Here is a 19724-nt window from a genome sequence, read left to right on the forward strand (position 1 = left end):
GGGATTTTTCTGTAACACTTATAAATACCTTTATCAAATCTTTGCCGAGGCCTTCCATATGTCGGCAGAAGTTCCGGACCGTCACGATTTCGGTTCGCTGGCGATGCAGGGGCCGCTTTATCCCCGCTTCAGGAGTACCGCTCACATGTCGATGGAAAATCCGGATGATTTTCCGTCTCCGGTTCGCTCAGAAACGGAATCGGTATTTTTCGTTTCTGCCTCCCTCCGCCTGGGGAACACCGGCCGCTGCCCTGCGGCGCTCACCTTTAGGCCGGCCCGGAATCGTTCTGCCGGTGCCCGGCCTCCCGCACCTTTCAAGATACGCACTATGCCCTTGATTCCAGAAAAGGATTGGATATCCATACGGCCCGCGCGCATAAAGCAGCGGGCCGCGGTGTCCGCTCCAATATCTTTCGGAACAAACAGAAGCTTATTTTGGTGCGGGAAGAGGAGCAGGAGGAACGATCCGATCCCATCGTAAGGCGAGCGCCGCAAAGCCGTTAGCAGGATCTTCCCGGCCGCAGGGAGGTAAAAACCGAATTTCATGCAGGTTTTTATTGGAATCTGATATGGAAAAATATCGATTTATCCATGTCAGTTGGAAAGGACCGACTGGAGGCCGTAAAGATTCTGGTTACGGCTGCCAGCGAGCCGCCTGGATGGAATCGGATTTCCTCCTGTCTCATCGGGTTATAAAGGTAAGTTTGTTTTAAAGGTATTCTTTCAATTTACTCGGAAGGGAGGGATTTGATGTTTGACATAGAAGAGGAGCTTAAAAAGCTTCCGGGAAAGCCGGGCGTCTATTTAATGCACGACGACAAAGATGAGATCATTTATGTGGGGAAGGCCATCAGCCTGAAAAACCGTGTGCGTCAGTATTTTCAGAGCAGCCGGGGAAAAACAGCGAAAATCAATAAAATGGTATCCCGCATTGCCAGGTTTGAATATATTGTTACAGATTCGGAGCTGGAAGCCCTTGTTCTGGAAAGCAATCTGATCAAGGAATATAAGCCGCGGTATAATACCATGCTGAAGGATGACAAGAATTATCCTTATATCAAAGTGACCGTGGGGGAAGCTTATCCCAGAGTGCTGTTTGCCAGGGACATGAAGCGGGACAAATCCCGCTACTTTGGCCCCTATACCAGCGCTGGCGCTGTGAAGGACAGCATCGGACTGATTCACAAGCTGTATAAGATACGTACCTGCCACAGGAATCTGCCGAAGGATATCGGAAAGGAGCGGCCGTGCCTGAATTACCATATTAAGCAGTGCGAGGCTCCCTGCCAGGGATATATAAGCCAGGAGAAATACCGGGAAGCAGTGAACCAGGTCCTGGAATTTTTGGGAGGGCATTATGATAATATCCTCAAAGTGCTGGAGAAGCAGATGAAGGAGGCGGCGGAGGCTTTGGATTTTGAGACGGCCGCATCGGTGCGGGAACTGTTATTCAGCGTCCAGAAGATCGCACAGACTCAGAAGATCACGGACAGCGTCCAAGAGGACCGGGACATTATCGCGTTTGCGGAGGACGGCAAGGATGCCGTGGTGCAGATCTTCTTTATGAGAGAAGGTAAGCTCATCGGCCGGGACAATTTCCATTTATCCATTGGAGAAGGAGACGGTCCGGCTCAGATCATGACAGGCTTTATCAAACAGTTTTACGCGGGGACTCCGTTTATACCGAAGGAGCTTATGATCCAGCATGACGTGGAGGATGGAGAACGGGAGATCATCGAGAGCTGGCTGAGTAAAAAAAGAGGGCAGAAAGTGGTCCTGAGGGTGCCGAAAAAAGGAGAGAAAGCCCGGCTCATGGAAATGGCGGAAAAAAATGCCAGCATTATTTTGAACCAGGACAGGGAAAAGATAAAGAGAGAAGAGCAAAAGACAACAGGCGCGGTAAAAGAGCTGGAAGAGATCCTCGGACTTTCGGGCATCGTGCGGATGGAAGCCTTTGATATTTCCAACATCAGCGGATTTCAGTCGGTGGGCTCCATGGTGGTTTACGAATACGGCCGTCCCAAACGGGCGGATTACAGGAAATTCCGGATACAGACAGTCAAAGGGCCGGATGATTATGCCTCCATGGAAGAAGTGCTGACCAGGCGCTTTGTCCATGGCCAGGAGGAACAGGCCGGTATCCGAGAGACCGGAGGCTTTGACCGGTTTCCGGATATCATCATGATGGATGGAGGCAAGGGACAGGTTTCCGTGGCGAAGCAGGTGTTGGAGAAGCTTAAGCTGGATATACCGGTCTGCGGCATGGTGAAGGATGATAATCACAGGACCAGAGCGTTATACTTTGAGGGAAGAGAGCTGCCCTTAGAGCATCACGGCGAGGGATTCCGGCTTTTGACCAGAATCCAGGATGAAGCCCACCGCTTTGCCATAGAATATCACAGGAGCCTCCGCGGCAGGGACCAGGTCCATTCTGTGCTGGAAGACATTAAAGGGATAGGGCCTGTGCGCCGGAAAGCTCTGATGCGGTATTTTAAGACGATGGAGCAGCTGAAGGCGGCTTCTGTGGAGGAATTGGCCGGGCTGCCGCAGATGAATGAAGCGTCGGCGCAGGCAGTCTACGAGTTTTTTCACAGCTGATTCCGTACTTGCGCTTGTTTCTCTCCTGTGATAGTATGAAAAAAACGGGAGTACCCTGCGGTATCTTTGGAAGCAGCAGGTCATAAGGAGGAAAAGATGAATTCACCAGTGGTAAAGCTGAGCAACTTGATCAATAAAATGAAGCTGGAAAACCTGACGCCGGAGATCGATATCACGGATATTGAGATCAACTATCCGGACATCAACAGGCCCGCCCTGCAGCTGGCAGGTTTTTTTGACCATTTCAGCCATGAGCGGGTACAGGTGATCGGAAATGTGGAATATGCTTATACAAGTACCATGTGTGAGTCTGCAAAGGTCGCCATGTACGAGCAGATTTTCAGCCGGGAGATTCCTTGTCTTGTATATGCCAGGAGTCTGGAGCCCGACGATGAGGTCAGGAAGTTGGCGATTAAATATAATATCCCCCTTCTTTCCACCAAGAAGACGACTTCCGATTTTATGGCGGAAGTGATCCGCTGGCTGAAGGTCCAGCTGGCGCCCAGCATCAGTATCCATGGCGTTTTGGTCGACGTGTTTGGCGAGGGCGTGCTGATCATGGGTGAGAGCGGCATTGGAAAAAGCGAGGCCGCCTTGGAGCTGATCAAAAGAGGCCACCGTCTTGTGACCGATGATGTGGTGGAAATCCGCAAGGTCAGTGATGATACTCTGGTGGGGACGGCTCCCGATATCACCAGGCATATGATCGAGCTGCGCGGCATCGGCATACTGGATGTAAAGACGTTGTTTGGCGTGGAGAGTGTGAAGAATACCCAGACCATTGATATGGTGATCAATCTGGAGGACTGGGACAGAGATAAAGAATATGACCGGCTGGGTATGGATGAACAGTATACGGAGTTCCTAGGAAATAAGGTGGTCTGTCACAACATTCCCATCCGTCCGGGCCGCAACCTGGCGATCATCGTAGAATCGGCAGCCGTTAATTACCGCCAGAAGAAAATGGGCTATAACGCCGCGAAAGAGCTTTACAATCGGGTACAGAGGAATCTGATGAAGGGCAGAACGGACGCAGCGAAAGAGGAAAAATGACAGACGGAGAAAATGTCTTTGACAAAACGGAATATCATATCATCAAGTAAATAAAACAGGCAGGAGAAGTATATGGATTTATTTTGCGACAGACTGCAGGAGGCGGGAATTCAGGTATGCTGTGATGAACCGATGAAAAAGCACACGACATTTCAGATAGGAGGCCCTGCGGACTATTTTGTGACACCAGGCGGACGCGACGGACTGGGAAAGACGATCCGGCTGTGCAGGGAGATGGAAAAGCCGTATTTTATCCTTGGAAACGGAAGTAATCTTCTGGTCAGCGACAGAGGATATCGGGGCGTGATCATCCATATGGGGAAGGCTTTCGGACAAGTGGAGGCCATTGCAGGAGGGCTCCGCGCCGGTTCCGGGGCCATGCTGGCGAAGGTGGCGCTGAAAGCGCTGGAAGAGGAACTCACAGGTCTGGAATTCGCATCAGGTATTCCGGGGACTTTAGGCGGAGCCATGGTGATGAACGCGGGAGCTTATGGAGGAGAGATGGCGCAGGTCGTTCGGTGCGCCCGGGTTCTGACGGAAGACGGAGAAGAAAAAGAGCTGAGCCTGGCTGAGCTGGAAATGGGCTATCGGAGGAGCTGCATCCTTCCCAGAAGATATATCGTGACAGAAGTAGAAGTAGATCTGACCTCCGGGGATAAAACACAGATCAGGGCCAGGATGGATGAGCTGTCTGCCAGGCGGAAGGAAAAACAGCCGCTGGAGTTTCCCAGCGCCGGCAGCACATTTAAGCGTCCGGAAGGGTACTTTGCAGGTAAATTGATCATGGACGCGGGCCTTAGAGGTTACGCGGTAGGAGGGGCCTGTGTCTCGGAAAAGCACTGTGGCTTCGTGATCAACAAGGGCGGCGCGACGGCGGAAAATGTCCTGGATCTGTGCCGTGATATACAGAAACGGGTACAGGAAAAGTTCGGAGTTTTACTGGAAATGGAGATCAGGACTCTGGGTGATTTCAGTTGACAAGACGATTGTATGATGATATAACTGGAAGTGTTTTGAGGTGAGAGCATGTCTTTTTCGTCCAAAGTGAAGGAAGAGCTGTCCCGTCAGGTGAGCAGCGCGAGGCACTGCCAGATCGCAGAAGCGGCCGCTATATTCCGAATGTGCGGCAGGATCGCGGCAGGCGGGGACGGGCGGTATCAGCTGGCGCTCCGAATAGAGAACCAGGCTGTGGCAAAGAAATTTTCGGCCCTGCTGAAAAAAAGCTTTGGTATATCTCCAGAGGCCGCCGTGGGGGGAGACGCCCATACATTGGCTGTCTGCGGAAGCGAGGATGTCCTTCGCGTCCTGCGGGCGATGAAGCTTTTGGATGAACAGGGATATCCGGAGGAACGGAAGGATCTCATCAGCAGCATGGTAGTCCAGAACTCCTGCTGTAAACGCGCTTTTATCAGGGGAGCGTTTCTGGCGGGCGGTTCCATCAGCAATCCCGAGAAATCCTATCATTTGGAGATTGTCTGTGCCAACGCGGAAAAAGCAGCGCAGCTTCAGACGCTCATCGGTTCATTTGATATCGAAGCGAAGACGGTGCTTCGGAAAAAATATCATGTCCTCTATATCAAAGAGGGGAGCCAGATCGTGGATATGCTGGGAGTCATGGGAGCCAATGTGGCTTTGATGGAACTTGAGAATGTCCGGATCCTGAAGGAAATGAGAGGAACCGTGAACCGCAAGGTAAACTGCGAGACCGCAAATATAAATAAAACGGTATCAGCTGCCGTGGAGCAGATGAATGATATATTGTATATCCGTGAAAGGATTGGCTTTGACAAGCTGCCGGAAGGCCTGGAGGAGGTTGCTGTCGCCAGGCTGGAGCAGCCGGATGCAACTCTGAAAGAGCTGGGATGCTCTTTGGAGCCTCCGGTCGGGAAGTCCGGCGTCAACCATCGTCTGCGGAAATTGAAGGAATTGGCCAGTGCTTTAAGGGAAGATGAGGAGGAAAGTCTATGATTACAAAGAAAATAACCGTTGGGATTCCGACAGGACTGGAAGCCCGCCCGGTGGCGATGCTCGTACAGGTGGCCAGCCAGTATGAAAGCAGTATTTATATCGAAAGTGGACTCACAAAGGTTAATGCGAAAAGCATCATGGGCATGATGACCTTGGGCATTGATAAGGGAGCGGATGTGCTGGTGACAGCGGACGGACAGGACGAGGAGCGGGCCGTAGCTGCCATTGAACAGTATTTGAGCAATGCATCATGACGAAAAGAACAAAATACCCCACAGGGTGCTGTGGGGTATTTTGTTCTTTATTTAGAATAGTTTCAGTTGGATACCAGTAGAGAATCCGGGTGGAGAATCCCGCTTGCGGGATTCTTTGTTCTCCTGTATGATAGAATAAAGTGTTTGCAGACAAAGGAGGAATCGGCGTGGCGTTTACACATCTGCATGTTCATACGGAATATAGTCTGCTGGACGGCTCCAGCAAGATCAAGGAATTGGTCGGCCGTGCAAAGGAGCTGGGCATGGACAGCCTGGCTGTCACGGACCATGGAGTTATGTTCGGAGTAATAGATTTTTATAAAGCGGCCAAGGAAGCAGGAATCCGCCCAATACTGGGATGTGAGGTCTATGTGACGAGCGGCTCCCGGTTTGATAAGGAAGGGACGAATTCAGAGGATCGTTATTATCACCTGGTTTTGCTGGCAGAAAACAATACCGGGTATTCCAACCTGATGAAGATCGTATCCAAGGGATTTTTGGATGGTTTTTATTATAAGCCCCGTGTGGATTATGAGGTTCTGGAGACCTACCATGAGGGAGTGATCGCGCTGAGCGCCTGCCTGGCGGGTGAGATACCGAAAAATATCGTCAGGGGGATGTATGAGGAGGCCTGTGAAGCAGCCCGCCGCTACGAATCCATTTTTGGAAAGGGAAATTTTTTTCTTGAGCTCCAGGACCATGGGATACCGGAGCAAAAGATGGTCAATACTCAGCTGGTGAGGATGAGTGAGGAGCTGGGGATCGATCTGGTGGCAACCAACGATATTCACTATACGTTTGCGGAGGACGCGGAGCCCCACGACATCCTGCTCTGTATCCAGACCGGGAAGAAGGTCAGCGATGAAAACCGGATGCGGTACGAAGGCGGACAGTATTACTGTAAATCCGAGGAAGAGATGCTGCAGCTGTTCCCATATGCGCCGGAAGCGGTGGTGAATACTCAAAAAATCGCGGAACGCTGCCAGGTGGATATCGAATTTGGCGTGACCAAGCTTCCAAAATTCGATGTGCCAGGTGGAAAGACCTCCTGGGGATACCTCAATGAACTATGTATGGAAGGACTGAATAAACGGTATCCTGAGGACGACGGGACGCTTCTGGAGAGGCTGCAGTATGAGCTGGGCGTCATAAAGGATATGGGGTATGTGGATTATTTCCTGATCGTATGGGATTTCATTAAATTTGCCAGGGACCATGATATCATCGTAGGGCCCGGCAGAGGATCGGCCGCCGGAAGCGTCGTGGCCTATACACTGGGGATTACGAATATTGACCCGATACCGTATAATCTTCTTTTTGAACGTTTTCTGAATCCGGAGAGGATATCTATGCCGGATATTGATATTGATTTCTGCTTTGAAAGAAGGCAGGAGGTCATCGATTATGTGGGGAGGAAATACGGAAAAGACCGGGTGGTGCAGATCGTCACGTTTGGTACGCTGGCGGCCCGGGGCGTCATACGGGATGTGGGAAGGGTGCTGGACCTTCCCTACGCCCTCTGCGACCAGATAGCGAAGATGGTGCCCAATGAGCTTGGGATCACCATCGACAAGGCGCTCAAAAGGCCGGATCTCTCAGAAGCTTACAGGACAAATGAACAGGTGAAATATCTCATTGACATGTCGCGCCGGCTGGAGGGGCTTCCCAGGCATACCTCCATGCATGCCGCCGGAGTCGTGATCAGTCAGAAGCCGGTGGAGGAATACGTGCCCTTGTCGCGGGCGACAGACGGATCTGTCACCACCCAGTACACCATGACCACCTTGGAGGAGCTGGGTCTTTTAAAGATGGATTTCCTGGGCCTGCGTACTCTGACGGTCATCCAGAACGCAGTAAAGCTGGCAGAGAAAAGCAGAGGCATCACCATTGATATCGACCACATTGATTTCAATGATAAAAAAGTGCTGGATTCTCTCTGCACCGGAAGATGCGAGGGTGTGTTCCAGCTGGAAAGCGCGGGCATGAAGACCTTCATGAAGGAGCTGCAGCCCCATAGCCTCGAAGATATCATCGCCGGCATCTCCCTGTACCGCCCGGGCCCCATGGATTTTATCCCCCAGTATATCCGGGGGAAGAATCATCCGGATGAGATCACGTATCATTGTCCTCAGCTGGAGCCGATCCTGGAGCCGACCTATGGCTGCATCGTATATCAGGAGCAGGTGATGCAGATTGTCCGCGACTTGGGCGGCTATACCCTGGGCAGAAGCGACTTGGTACGGCGGGCCATGTCCAAGAAAAAAGCGTCGATTATGGAAAAAGAGCGGAAGAACTTTGTATACGGCAATGAAAAAGAAGGGGTCAAGGGATGTATCGCCAACGGCATCGATGAAAGGACCGCGAACCAGATCTATGACGAGATGACGGACTTTGCCAAATATGCTTTTAATAAGTCCCATGCGGCTGCCTATGCGGTGGTGTCTTATGAGACGGCGTATCTGAAATATTATTATCCGGTGGAATATATGGCGGCGCTTATGTCGTCGGTGATCGATAATTCCTCTAAGGTGTCGGAATATATTCTGGTGAGCCGGTCCATGGGAATCTCTCTCCTGCCTCCTGATATCAATGAGGGAGTGGCGGATTTCTCTGTCTCCGGAGGGAGCATCCGGTACGGCCTGTCGGCCATCAAAAGCGTAGGAAAGAATGTCATAGACGAAATCGTCCGGAACCGGGAGGAGAATGGTCCTTATACCAGCCTTAAGGATTTCATTTACAGGCTGACCAATAAGGAAGTGAATAAGAGGAGCCTGGAGAACTTCATTAAATCCGGAGCGCTGGACGGCCTGCCGGGGACGAGGAAGCAGAAAATGCTGGCGTCGATGGAGCTGATCGAGCAGAAAAACCGGGAGAAAAAGATCGATATCGCCGGCCAGATGAATCTGTTTGATTTCATGGGAGAGGAAGAGAAGGGGTCCTATGAAGTTAGATTCCAGGACGTGGGAGAATACGAAAAGGAAGAGCTGCTGGCCTATGAAAAGGAAGTCCTGGGAATCTATGTGAGCGGTCATCCGCTGGAAAAATATCAGGACAAGTGGAAAAAAAATATCACAGCCATGACTTCAGACTTCAATGTGGACGATGAGACAGGAGAAGCGGCGGTCACCGACGGCAGAATCGTCACGGTCGGAGGCATGATTACGGGTAAAACGGTAAAGACTACAAAGACCAACCAGCTGATGGCGTTTCTGACCATAGAGGATATGGTGGGCACCGTAGAGGTAATTGTTTTTCCGAGAGATTATGAGAACAGCCGCGCGCTTCTTGTGGAAGATAATAAAGTGTTCATACGCGGAAGGGTGTCTCTGGGAGATGAAAACAAAGGAAAATTAGTATGCGAGAAGATCATTCCCTTTGACAGCCTGCCCAAGACGCTCTGGATTCAGTTTGACGACAAGGAATCCTATTTCGGCGGAGAGGAGGAGCTTCTGAAGCTTCTGTCCGACAGTGACGGCAGCGATCAGGTGGGGATATTCCTGAAGAAGGAACGGGCTAAAAAATTGCTGGGCCTGGGCCACACGGTACAGGCAGAAGCGGGGCTTTTGGAAAAACTTGCCGTAAAATATGGGAAAGAGAACGTAAAAGTTGTAGAAAAGCCTATTGAAAACAGGGGAATAATCAAATATAATTAGAAGTAATTCTATTTTGTAAAGACCCCGGCAGACGGCGGGCGGCTTGGAGGAAAAGAATATGGCAAAAGGAATCAATACCATCGGTGTGCTGACCAGCGGCGGCGACGCGCCGGGCATGAACGCCGCGATCCGCGCGGTGGTCAGGACCGCGATCTCCAAAGGCATGAATGTAAAAGGCATCCAGAGGGGATATGCGGGGCTGCTGAATGAAGAGATCGTGGATATGAACAGCCGGAGCGTGTCCGAGATCATCCAGCGGGGAGGGACTATCCTCTATACGGCCCGCTGTGAGGAATTCCGTACGGAAGAAGGGCAGGCGAGAGGGGCGGAGATGTGCCGGAAGCACGGCATCGATGGCCTGGTCGTCATCGGCGGTGACGGCTCCTATCGGGGCGCCGGAAAACTGGCGGAGCATGGAATCAACACGGTGGGACTTCCGGGGACCATAGACCTGGACATAGCCTGTACGGATTATACGATCGGCTTTGATACGGCGGTGAACACAGCCATGGAGGCCATCGATAAAATACGGGATACGTCCACATCCCACGAGCGGTGCAGCATCATCGAGGTGATGGGACGAAATGCCGGGTATATCGCGCTCTGGTGCGGGATCGCCAACGGCGCGGAGGACATACTCCTGCCGGAGCGGTACGACTGTAATGAGCAGACGATCATCAATCACATCATTGAACACAGGAAAAATGGAAAGAAGCACCATATCATCATCAACGCCGAGGGTATCGGGCACTCCACAAGTATGGCGAAGCGGATCGAGGCTGCCACCGGCATTGAGACGAGGGCTTCCATCCTGGGATATATGCAGAGAGGCGGCATGCCCAGCTGTAAAGACAGGGTATACGCTTCCATTATGGGGGCTAAGGCGGTGGAGCTCCTGGCTGAAGGAAAGAGTAACCGCGTTGTCGGCTGGCGGGGCGGAGAATTCGTGGACTACGACTTATATGAAGCGCTGGCGATGCAGAAGGACATCTGCGAGGAAGAGTACGCGATCAGTAAGATGCTGTCCCAGTGACAGGCTGAGGAAATTCCGGACAGAAAACTACTATACCAAAGGTGACGATATATGGCAGTATCCAATCAGAATGAAAAGTTGAATATAGAAAACAGACCGGTGCTCCGGCCGGAGGACATCCTGGAAACAGGTGTGAGTCTTAAGGCCGGAGCTGCTGGAGCTTTCTCGGAGGAGATGTCACATGACGGCGGGACTCTGGAATCCAAGCGAAAGATGGCCGGCGGCGATACCAAGGTGACGGCGACCACTCCGGATGAACTTTTTGAGTTTCTCATAGAGTCGATTAAAAAGTATCATCCGTCCGACGATCTGAGCATGGTACGGAAAGCCTATGAGACTGCCAATTCCGCTCATAAGGGTCAGCTGAGGAAGTCGGGAGAGCCTTATATTGTCCATCCGCTGAGCGTGGCCATCATCCTGGCACAGCTGGAGCTGGATAAGGAATCTATTATCGCTGGTATCCTCCATGATGTGGTGGAAGATACAGTCATGACCATGGATGAAATGAAGCAGGCCTTCGGTGAGGAGGTCGCTCTTTTAGTAGACGGAGTCACGAAGCTGACTCAGCTGTCCTGGTCTGTGGACAAGGTGGAGATTCAGGCGGAAAACCTGAGAAAGATGTTCCTGGCCATGGCCAAGGATATCCGCGTGATTCTGATCAAGCTGGCCGACCGGCTGCACAACATGCGGACGCTCCAGTATATGAGACCGGAGAAACAAAAAGAGAAGGCGCGGGAGACTATGGAGATTTATGCTCCCATCGCTGACCGTCTCGGGATTTCCAAGATAAAGATCGAGCTGGACGATCTGTCTTTAAAGTACATGGAGCCGGAGGTATACTACGAGCTTAAGGAAAAGATCACGCTGCGCCGCAGCACCCGTGAAGAGCTCGTACAGAATATCATGGAAGAAGTGCAGGAGCATATGAGATCTGCCGGCATAGAAGCCAGGGTAGACGGACGCGTTAAACATTTCTTCAGTATTTATAAGAAAATGGTGAACCAGCACAAGACGCTGGATCAGATATATGATATTTTCGCGGTGCGTATTATTGTGGATACGGTCAAGGACTGTTACGCGGCTCTGGGCGTCATCCATGAGATGTATAAACCCATACCGGGGCGGTTCAAAGACTATATCGCCATGCCGAAAGCCAATATGTATCAGTCCCTCCATACGACACTGATAAGCAGTACGGGGCAGCCTTTTGAGATTCAGATCCGGACCTATGATATGCACCGGACGGCAGAATACGGAATTGCCGCTCACTGGAAATATAAGGAAGGAAAGGACGGGCAGAACGCGGCACAGAAGGAAGAAGAAAAGCTGAGCTGGCTCCGCCAGATTCTGGAATGGCAGAAGGACATGTCCGACAACAAGGAGTTTTTGTCCTCTCTGAAAACAGACCTGGATATTTTTTCGGAAAGCGTCTACTGCTTTACCCCTGAGGGCGATGTGAAAAACCTGCCCAGCGGATCTACCACGGTGGATTTTGCCTACAGCATCCACAGCGCCGTGGGGAATAAGATGGTAGGCGCCAGAGTCAATGACAAGCTGGTGCCTATTGATTATGTCATCCAGAACGGTGACCGGGTGGAGATCATAACCTCCCAGAATTCTAAAGGGCCCAGCCGCGACTGGCTGAAGACGGTCAAAAGCGCTCAGGCCAAGAATAAGATCAACCAGTGGTTCAAGACGCAGAATAAAGAAGAAAACATCATCCGCGGCAAGGAAATGGTTGAGCGGTACTGCAAAGCGAAGGGAATCAATTTCAGCGATATCAATAAGTCTGAGTATGAGGACAAGGTCCTCATGAAATATGGCTTCCGGGAATGGGATGCCGTTTTGGCAGCCATCGGTCACGGCGGCATGAAGGAAGGCCAGGTCATAAACAAGCTGGTGGAAGAATACCAGCGGAAGCACCAGAAGGAGATCACCGACGAAAAGGTGCTGGGCGACGCTTCCATTGGGAAGGAAAAGCCCGCGTCGGAGAAAAGTAAGAGCGGCATCGTCGTCAAGGGCGTCCATGATCTGGCGGTCCGGTTTTCCAGGTGCTGCAGCCCGGTGCCCGGGGATGAGATCGTGGGGTTTGTGACCAGAGGCCGCGGTATTTCCATACACAGGACGGACTGCATCAATATTATCAATCTTCCGGAGGAGGAACGCTCCAGGCTGATCGACGCCGAGTGGCAGCTTCCCGAGGGAGACAAGACACATGAGACTTATTCCACGGAGATCAAGATATTCGCCCATAACCGGATCGGTATTTTCGTGGATATCTCCAGGATATTTACAGAGCGTCAGATTGATATCACATCCATGAACGTGAGGACCAGCAAACAGGGGCTGGCGACGATTACCATGAGCTTCGATATCCACGGCGTGGAGGAGCTCCAGAGGCTGGTTGAAAAGCTTCGCCAGGTGGAGAGCGTGATTGATATCGAGAGGACGGCCGGGTAGGATATTATATATGAAGAAAAAATTACAGATAGAATGTGCGGTGCTGGGGATGATCAGCACCAACTGCTATTTTCTGATCAATACAGAGACAAATGAGACGATCATCGTGGATCCGGCGGACAACGCTGCGGATATTGGGAACTGGTGCAGAAACAATGGAAGGAAACCGGCGGCAATCCTGCTGACCCACGGGCATTTTGACCATATGCTGGCGGCAGACGCGCTGAGAAATAAATTTTCCGTCTGCATCTGTGCGGCGGAGGCAGAACGGGAGCTTCTGTCGGATCCTGATGCTAATCTTTCCGGCCAATGGAGCCGGCCGGCAGTGCTTAAAGCGGATGAGTATCTGACGGACGGCCAGGTACTGGAGCTGGCAGGATTCCAGATCCGCGCCATCCTGACTCCCGGCCATACGGCCGGCGGAATGTGCTATTATCTGGAGGAAGAGGGCGTGCTGATCAGCGGCGATACATTGTTCCAGGGGTCTTACGGACGGGTGGATTTCCCCACCTCTTCCATGTCAGAAATGGGACGTTCCGTGAGGGATAAGCTGCTGGTGCTGCCGGAGGATACCGTCGTCTACCCCGGACACGGGGAGAGTACGACGATCGGATATGAAAAAGCTTATAATCCTCTGGCCCAGTGGAGCAGATGATGGATTTATGACAAAGTGGGGCGCTCGCAGGGCGCCCTTTCAAATTAGCACAGAGATAGATTAAAGGGGAGAGAATGATCTGTTTAACACTCAGCGAAGTAAATTTTGAATACGATGTGCGCGGTCTTTTGATGGCTTTTTATCCTGGAGAGGAGATACGTGCTGCGCTCCGGAAGGGACAAGACGGAAACCATGGACTGGATTCTGGGGCAGAAGCCGGAGGGCCGGATTTTGCCAGCCGCGTCCTTTCTGTGGACTACATGGACGGAAAGATTCGCGTGAGCCTTGATCATGGGGAGAAGAGGACGGCGGAGGCGGCAGTCGATTACGAGGACAGGAAAGAGACGAAATCGGTGCTCAAGCGGCTGGTATATGGGCTCCTGTCGGCAGATACGGGCAGGGAGCTCCCCTGGGGAACACTCACAGGTATCCGTCCTACGAAGATACCGATGGCTTTTCTGGAGGAAGGGGCCGATGAGGCAGAGATTGCTTCTTATATGAAAAAAAACTATCTGGCCAGCGAGGAAAAGATCAGGCTCAGCATCGAGATCGCGAAGCGGGAGAAGGAAGCATTAAAAGACATTGATTATGAAGACGGCTACAGCCTTTATATCGGAATTCCTTTTTGCCCTACCACCTGCCTGTACTGTTCGTTCACCTCGTATCCCGTGGCAAAATGGGAGCCCAGGATGGATGAATATCTGGATGCGCTTTTCCGGGAGATCGACTATACGAAGCAGGCTTTTTCCGGCAAAAAGCTGAACACGATCTACATTGGAGGAGGCACTCCCACTACGCTCCGCCCGGAGCATCTGGAGCGCCTGCTGTCCAAGGTGGAGGAGAGCTTCTGCCTTGAGAATCTGCAGGAATGGACGGTGGAGGCGGGAAGGCCGGACAGTGTGACTCGGGACAAGCTTAAGACGCTGCGGAGACATCCGGTCTCCAGGATCTCCATCAATCCTCAGACGATGAGGCAGGAAACCCTCAGGCTTATCGGGCGGCATCACACGCCGGAGCAGATAGAAGAGGCCTTTGACATGGCCAGGGAAGAAGGCTTTGACAATATCAACATGGATTTGATCATGGGACTGCCGGAGGAAGGGCCGGAGGACGTCCGCTATACCATGGAACGGCTTTATGCCATGGCGCCGGACAACATCACGGTCCACTCCCTGGCAATCAAGCGCGCGGCCAGGCTGAATACCATGAAAGAACAGTACGCTCATCTGAAATTTGAGAATACCGAGGAAATGATGGGACTGGCGGCGGAATACTGCGGAAGGCTGGGGCTGGAGCCTTATTATCTGTATCGACAGAAGAACATGGCCGGTAATTTTGAAAATGTAGGCTATGCCAGTCCTGGAAAAGCCGGTATTTACAACATCCTTATAATGGAAGAAAAGCAGACCATCATGGCCCTGGGGGCGGGTTCTACCACGAAAGCGGTATTTCCGGGAGGTCGGATCGAACGGTGCGACAATGTAAAGGACATTGACCAGTATCTTGGCAGAATTGATGAGATGATTGACAGAAAACGGAAACTTTTGTCTTGAAAATAGACAGGTGTTCGTGTATGATAGACAAGGAATGCCCGGGTGTGCCGGGAAAAAAGAAAGAGGAGAACCAGATATGGCGTTAAGCAAGAAGCCGGTGACCGGCATGAAGGATATTCTGCCTGCCGAAATGCAGGTGAGGGATTATGTGATCGGCCTCATTCAGGAGACCTATAAGAGTTTTGGATTTTCCCATATTGAGACTCCCTGTATGGAGAATATCTCCAACCTGAGCAGCAAGCAGGGAGGAGAAAATGAAAAACTGATTTTTAAAGTATTGAAAAGAGGCGAGAAGCTGCATATACCGGAAGCCCAGACAGAGGCGGACGTGGTGGACTGCGGCATGCGGTACGACCTGACCGTGCCCCTTTCCCGATATTATTCCAATAATTCTGCACAGCTGCCCGCGCCTTTCAAAGCGCTTCAGATGGGCAATGTCTGGCGTGCCGACAGACCTCAGAGAGGACGGTTCCGCCAGTTCATGCAGTGCGATATCGACATTCTCGGCGATGCCTCCTGCCTGGCGGAGATCGAGCTGATGTCAGCGACGACGACTCTTCTGGGGAAACTTGGTTTTTCCGGATTTAAGGTCTGCTTTAACGACAGGCGGGTCCTGAAAGCCATGGCGGCGTACAGCGGCTTTGCGGAGAAGGATTATGACCAGGTGTTCATCATCCTGGATAAAATGGACAAGATAGGCATGGAAGGCGTAGCCGCGGAGCTGTCTGAGAACGGCTTTGCCGGAGATGCCGTTGAAACATATATGGGACTTTTTGCCGAGCTGGAGCAGGCGCCGGACAGTCTGGCCTATCTGGAGAAAAAATTGGACGGCGTGGTGGCAGGAGGCGTGATCGCCGGTATGAGGACCATCATCGGGAGCGTGAGAGCTACGGCATCCTGTGAATTCAGCCTGGTATTTGATCCGACGCTGGTGCGCGGAATGTCCTATTATACAGGTTCTATCTTTGAAATTAAGATGGAGGAGCTGGGAGGCTCCGTGGCCGGAGGCGGCCGCTATGATGAGATGATAGGGAAATTTACCGGGATGGATACTCCGGCCTGCGGATTTTCCATCGGATTTGAGCGGATCATCACCATATTGATGGAAAAAGGTTTCCAGGTGCCGCAGTCAGGGGCCAGGAAAGCATATCTGATAGAAAAGGGCATGCCGGCCGAGACCATGGTGAAGGTGCTGGCAGAGGCCAAAAAAGAGAGGGAGGCCGGCATACAGGTGCTGGTCTCAAATATGAATAAAAACAAGAAATTCCAGAAGGAGCAGCTCCAGAAAGAGGGCTACGGGGAATTCCGGGAATTCTACAAGGATTTTCAGTGACGGTGAGAAATTCCCTATAAGAAAGGACGTGGAAGATATGGCAGAATCGATGAGAGGTCTCCACAGGACCCACAGATGTACCGAGGTGTCGAGGGGCAATGTGGGAGAGAACGTGACGGTTATGGGCTGGGTGCAGAAAAGAAGAAACCTGGGAAGCCTGGTTTTTGTGGATCTGAGAGACCGTTCCGGCCTGCTGCAGATTGTGTTTGATGAAAAAGATGTGGGCAGCGAAGGCTTTGAAAAAGCCGGAACGCTCCGAAATGAATATGTGATCGCGGTAGAGGGAGCGGTGGAAGTCCGTTCAGGCGCCGTGAATGAAAATCTCAAGACGGGGGATATTGAAATACGTGCAAAGTCCCTGCGGATTCTTTCCGAAGCACTGACTCCGCCTTTTCCCATTGAAGAGGAATGCAGCACCAAGGAGGAGCTGCGCCTGAAATACCGGTATCTGGACCTCAGAAGGCCGAACCTGCAGAGAAATCTGGCAGTGAAGAGCAGAGTGGCCATTTTGTCCCGGAATTTTATGCAGGAGCAGGGATTTCTGGAAGTGGAGACTCCCATATTGGTTAAAAGTACGCCGGAAGGAGCCAGGGACTATCTGGTGCCCAGCCGAATCCATCCGGGAAATTTTTATGCGCTGCCGCAGTCGCCTCAGATATACAAGCAGCTTCTGATGTGCTCTGGCTTTGACCGGTATTTTCAGATCGCCAGATGCTTCCGCGATGAGGACCTGCGCGCCGACCGGCAGCCGGAATTCACGCAGATGGATATGGAGCTTTCCTTTGCAGATGTGGACGATGTTATCGAAGTGAATGAAAAGCTGCTCGCTTATCTGATGAAGGAGATATGCGATGTGGAAGTGAAGCTTCCGATCCGGCGCATGACCTATGCGGAGGCCATGGACCGCTTTGGCTCCGACAAGCCGGACCTGCGGTTTGGGATGGAGCTCCATGACGTGTCCGGCGCGGTCCGGGACTGCGGCTTTGCCGTATTCCGAAATGCCCTGGAGGCAGGCGGATCCGTCCGCGGCCTTACGGTGAAGGGCCAGGCAGGTATGCCCAGGAAGAAAATCGATTCTCTTGTGGAATTTGCGAAGACCTACGGCGCCAAAGGACTGGCATATCTGGCCGTCCAGGAGGACGGCAGCTATAAATCATCTTTTGCGAAATTCATGACCGAGGATGAGCTGGCCGCATTGGTGAAAGCGATGGATGGAGAACCCGGCGATCTGCTCCTCTTTGCGGCAGATAAAAATAAGGTGGTATTTGACAGCCTGGGCGCTCTGCGCGTGGAACTGGCGAAGCGTCTGGAGATGATTCCAGAAAATACCTTTGAATTTGTATGGATCACGGAATTTCCCCAATTTGAATATTCGGAGGAGGAACAGCGGTTCGTGGCGATGCATCATCCCTTTACAATGCCCATGGATGAGGATCTGCCTCTGCTGGATACGGACAGAGGAGCGGTCCGCGCGAAAGCCTATGATATCGTGCTGAACGGCTGTGAGATTGGCGGCGGCAGCGTGAGAATCCATCAGAGCGACGTGCAGGCGAAGATGTTTGAATGTCTTGGATTCAGCAAGGAGGAAGCGGAAGAACGCTTTGGCTTCCTGATGAATGCGTTTAAATACGGCGTGCCGCCCCATGCAGGCCTGGCTTATGGACTGGACCGGCTGGTAATGCTGATGACAGGAGCGGACAATATCCGCGAGGTCATTGCTTTCCCAAAGGTAAAGGATGCCTCCTGCCTGATGTCAGGAGCACCGGGACGGGTGGATGAGGTTCAGCTTACAGAGCTCAAGATTGCAGTTTCAGAACAGGACGGAGCCGGGGAATAAGAGCTTCTGATTTACTATGTTATCTAAAATATCACTATAAATCACTTAAATGGAGGAAATAAAATGTATTCATTTGAAGAGGTATCTTCCTTTGATCCTGTTATCGCTCAGGCGATGCAGGACGAGCTGGGAAGACAGCAGAGCCACATCGAGCTCATCGCTTCTGAAAACTTTGTGAGCAAGGCCGTCATGGCGGCCATGGGAAGCCCCCTGACCAATAAGTACGCGGAAGGATATCCGGGAAAGCGTTATTACGGCGGATGCGAATTCGTGGACGTGGTGGAGACTGTCGCCCAGGAGCGCGCCAGAGAGCTGTTTGGCTGTGAATATGTCAATGTGCAGCCCCATTCCGGCGCACAGGCCAATATGGCTGTTTTCTTTGCGATGCTGAAGCCCGGAGACACGGTGATGGGGATGAGCCTGGCCCATGGCGGACATCTGACCCATGGGAGCCCTGTGAATATGTCCGGTTCTTATTTCCATGTTGTGCCCTACGGTGTGACAGACGCCGGTGTGATCGACTATGAAGAAGTGCGCCGGATTGCCCATGAGTGCAAGCCGAAGCTGATCGTGGCAGGCGCCAGCGCTTATGCCAGAGAGATTGATTTTAAGACCTTCCGGGAGATTGCCGATGAGGTGGGAGCATATCTGATGGTGGATATGGCCCATATCGCCGGCCTGGTGGCGGCGGGACTTCATATGAGCCCGATTCCTTACGCCCATGTGACCACGACCACGACCCATAAGACACTCCGCGGCCCGAGAGGCGGGATGATCCTTTCCAGCAATGAGATGCAGGAAAAATTCAACTTTAACAAAGCGGTGTTCCCCGGTATCCAGGGCGGTCCGCTGATGCATGTGATCGCGGCCAAGGCCGTATGCTTTAAAGAAGCTCTGGATCCCAGCTTTAAGACATACATGTCTCAGACGAAGAAGAATGCGGCCAAGCTGGCAGAGGAGCTGATAAAGAGAGGCTTTGACATCGTATCAGGCGGTACCGACAATCATCTGATGCTGGTGGACCTCCGTCCAGTTGGTGTGACCGGAAAAGCAGCGGAAAAGCTGCTGGATGCGGCTAACATTACCTGCAACAAGAACGCTATCCCCAATGATCCGGAGAAGCCCTTCGTGACCAGCGGCATCCGTCTGGGAGCCCAGGCAGTCACCAGCCGCGGAGTGGTCGAAGCGGATATGGAGACCATTGCGGAAGCTATCCGTCTGGTGATCACACAGGATGAAGCCAATACGGCGAAGGCAAAAGCCATGGTGAAGGAACTTACGGATAAATATCCGCTGTACTAGATATCTGTAGGGGCCGCCTTCCTAA

General features: G+C 52.1%; 14 protein-coding genes. 13 read left to right on the forward strand and 1 reads right to left on the reverse strand.

What is annotated here, in order from left to right:
- Positions 1-141 precede the first annotated feature (141 nt).
- Positions 142-363 carry a hypothetical protein gene (locus H9Q78_RS11495; protein ID WP_249301866.1) on the reverse strand — a complete coding sequence of 74 codons (222 nt, stop codon included), beginning with the start codon at positions 361-363 and terminating at the stop codon, positions 142-144.
- A 387-nt stretch (positions 364-750) separates the two neighbouring features.
- Here H9Q78_RS11495 and uvrC point away from each other — a divergent pair, with 387 nt between their 5' ends.
- The 13 genes from uvrC (at position 751) to glyA (ending at position 19699) form a co-directional block, all read left to right on the forward strand.
- Entirely contained in the window at positions 751-2598 is a 1848-nt protein-coding gene (gene uvrC, locus H9Q78_RS11500) for an excinuclease ABC subunit UvrC (protein ID WP_249301868.1), read from the forward strand.
- A 96-nt stretch (positions 2599-2694) separates the two neighbouring features.
- Complete coding sequence (gene hprK, locus H9Q78_RS11505) at positions 2695-3651, forward strand: HPr(Ser) kinase/phosphatase (RefSeq protein ID WP_249301870.1); 957 nt, start codon at positions 2695-2697, stop codon at positions 3649-3651.
- Positions 3652-3723: 72 nt separating this feature from the next.
- Positions 3724-4629, forward strand: a complete 906-nt coding sequence (gene murB / locus H9Q78_RS11510) for a UDP-N-acetylmuramate dehydrogenase (protein WP_249301872.1) — start codon at positions 3724-3726, stop codon at positions 4627-4629.
- Between the two features lie 48 nt (positions 4630-4677).
- Entirely contained in the window at positions 4678-5619 is a 942-nt protein-coding gene (gene whiA, locus H9Q78_RS11515; RefSeq protein WP_249301873.1) for a DNA-binding protein WhiA, read from the forward strand.
- Positions 5616-5873, forward strand: coding sequence for an HPr family phosphocarrier protein (locus H9Q78_RS11520; protein WP_249301874.1), 258 nt, complete (start codon positions 5616-5618; stop codon positions 5871-5873). Before whiA ends, H9Q78_RS11520 begins: the two co-directional genes overlap by 4 nt.
- A 167-nt stretch (positions 5874-6040) precedes the next feature.
- The gene (locus H9Q78_RS11525; protein WP_249301875.1) at positions 6041-9526 is read left to right on the forward strand and encodes a DNA polymerase III subunit alpha; all 3486 of its coding nucleotides are present in this window, start codon (positions 6041-6043) and stop codon (positions 9524-9526) included.
- Between the two features lie 58 nt (positions 9527-9584).
- Complete coding sequence (gene pfkA / locus H9Q78_RS11530) at positions 9585-10559, forward strand: 6-phosphofructokinase (RefSeq protein WP_147595050.1); 975 nt, start codon at positions 9585-9587, stop codon at positions 10557-10559.
- 213 nt (positions 10560-10772) lie between these two features.
- The gene (locus tag H9Q78_RS11535; RefSeq protein ID WP_408635206.1) at positions 10773-13019 is read left to right on the forward strand and encodes a RelA/SpoT family protein; all 2247 of its coding nucleotides are present in this window, start codon (positions 10773-10775) and stop codon (positions 13017-13019) included.
- Between the two features lie 10 nt (positions 13020-13029).
- Positions 13030-13674, forward strand: a complete 645-nt coding sequence (locus H9Q78_RS11540; RefSeq protein WP_249301876.1) for an MBL fold metallo-hydrolase — start codon at positions 13030-13032, stop codon at positions 13672-13674.
- 74 nt (positions 13675-13748) lie between these two features.
- Positions 13749-15227: a coproporphyrinogen dehydrogenase HemZ gene (hemZ, locus tag H9Q78_RS11545; protein ID WP_249301877.1), complete on the forward strand. Its 1479-nt coding sequence runs from the start codon at positions 13749-13751 to the stop codon at positions 15225-15227.
- A 76-nt stretch (positions 15228-15303) separates the two neighbouring features.
- Positions 15304-16560: a histidine--tRNA ligase gene (gene hisS / locus H9Q78_RS11550; RefSeq protein WP_249301878.1), complete on the forward strand. Its 1257-nt coding sequence runs from the start codon at positions 15304-15306 to the stop codon at positions 16558-16560.
- A gap of 37 nt (positions 16561-16597) precedes the next feature.
- Entirely contained in the window at positions 16598-18397 is a 1800-nt protein-coding gene (gene aspS / locus H9Q78_RS11555; RefSeq protein WP_249301879.1) for an aspartate--tRNA ligase, read from the forward strand.
- A gap of 63 nt (positions 18398-18460) precedes the next feature.
- Positions 18461-19699: a serine hydroxymethyltransferase gene (glyA, locus tag H9Q78_RS11560; protein WP_249301880.1), complete on the forward strand. Its 1239-nt coding sequence runs from the start codon at positions 18461-18463 to the stop codon at positions 19697-19699.
- Positions 19700-19724: the final 25 nt, after the last annotated feature.

The organism is Qiania dongpingensis (assembly GCF_014337195.1).
GTDB lineage: Bacteria > Bacillota > Clostridia > Lachnospirales > Lachnospiraceae > Lientehia > Lientehia dongpingensis.

What these genes read in the sequence shown, in the direction of transcription:
- uvrC (WP_249301868.1), top strand. Translation starts at nt 751, where the DNA reads ATGTTTGACATAGAAGAGGAGCTTAAAAAGCTTCCGGGAAAGCCGGGC.
- murB (WP_249301872.1), top strand. Translation starts at nt 3,724, where the DNA reads ATGGATTTATTTTGCGACAGACTGCAGGAGGCGGGAATTCAGGTATGC.
- H9Q78_RS11535 (WP_408635206.1), top strand. Translation starts at nt 10,773, where the DNA reads ATGGCCGGCGGCGATACCAAGGTGACGGCGACCACTCCGGATGAACTT.
- H9Q78_RS11540 (WP_249301876.1), top strand. Translation starts at nt 13,030, where the DNA reads ATGAAGAAAAAATTACAGATAGAATGTGCGGTGCTGGGGATGATCAGC.
- hisS (WP_249301878.1), top strand. Translation starts at nt 15,304, where the DNA reads ATGGCGTTAAGCAAGAAGCCGGTGACCGGCATGAAGGATATTCTGCCT.
- hemZ (WP_249301877.1), top strand. Translation starts at nt 13,749, where the DNA reads ATGATCTGTTTAACACTCAGCGAAGTAAATTTTGAATACGATGTGCGC.
- glyA (WP_249301880.1), top strand. Translation starts at nt 18,461, where the DNA reads ATGTATTCATTTGAAGAGGTATCTTCCTTTGATCCTGTTATCGCTCAG.
- aspS (WP_249301879.1), top strand. Translation starts at nt 16,598, where the DNA reads ATGGCAGAATCGATGAGAGGTCTCCACAGGACCCACAGATGTACCGAG.
- hprK (WP_249301870.1), top strand. Translation starts at nt 2,695, where the DNA reads ATGAATTCACCAGTGGTAAAGCTGAGCAACTTGATCAATAAAATGAAG.
- whiA (WP_249301873.1), top strand. Translation starts at nt 4,678, where the DNA reads ATGTCTTTTTCGTCCAAAGTGAAGGAAGAGCTGTCCCGTCAGGTGAGC.
- pfkA (WP_147595050.1), top strand. Translation starts at nt 9,585, where the DNA reads ATGGCAAAAGGAATCAATACCATCGGTGTGCTGACCAGCGGCGGCGAC.
- H9Q78_RS11495 (WP_249301866.1), bottom strand. Translation starts at nt 363, where the DNA reads ATGGATATCCAATCCTTTTCTGGAATCAAGGGCATAGTGCGTATCTTG.
- H9Q78_RS11520 (WP_249301874.1), top strand. Translation starts at nt 5,616, where the DNA reads ATGATTACAAAGAAAATAACCGTTGGGATTCCGACAGGACTGGAAGCC.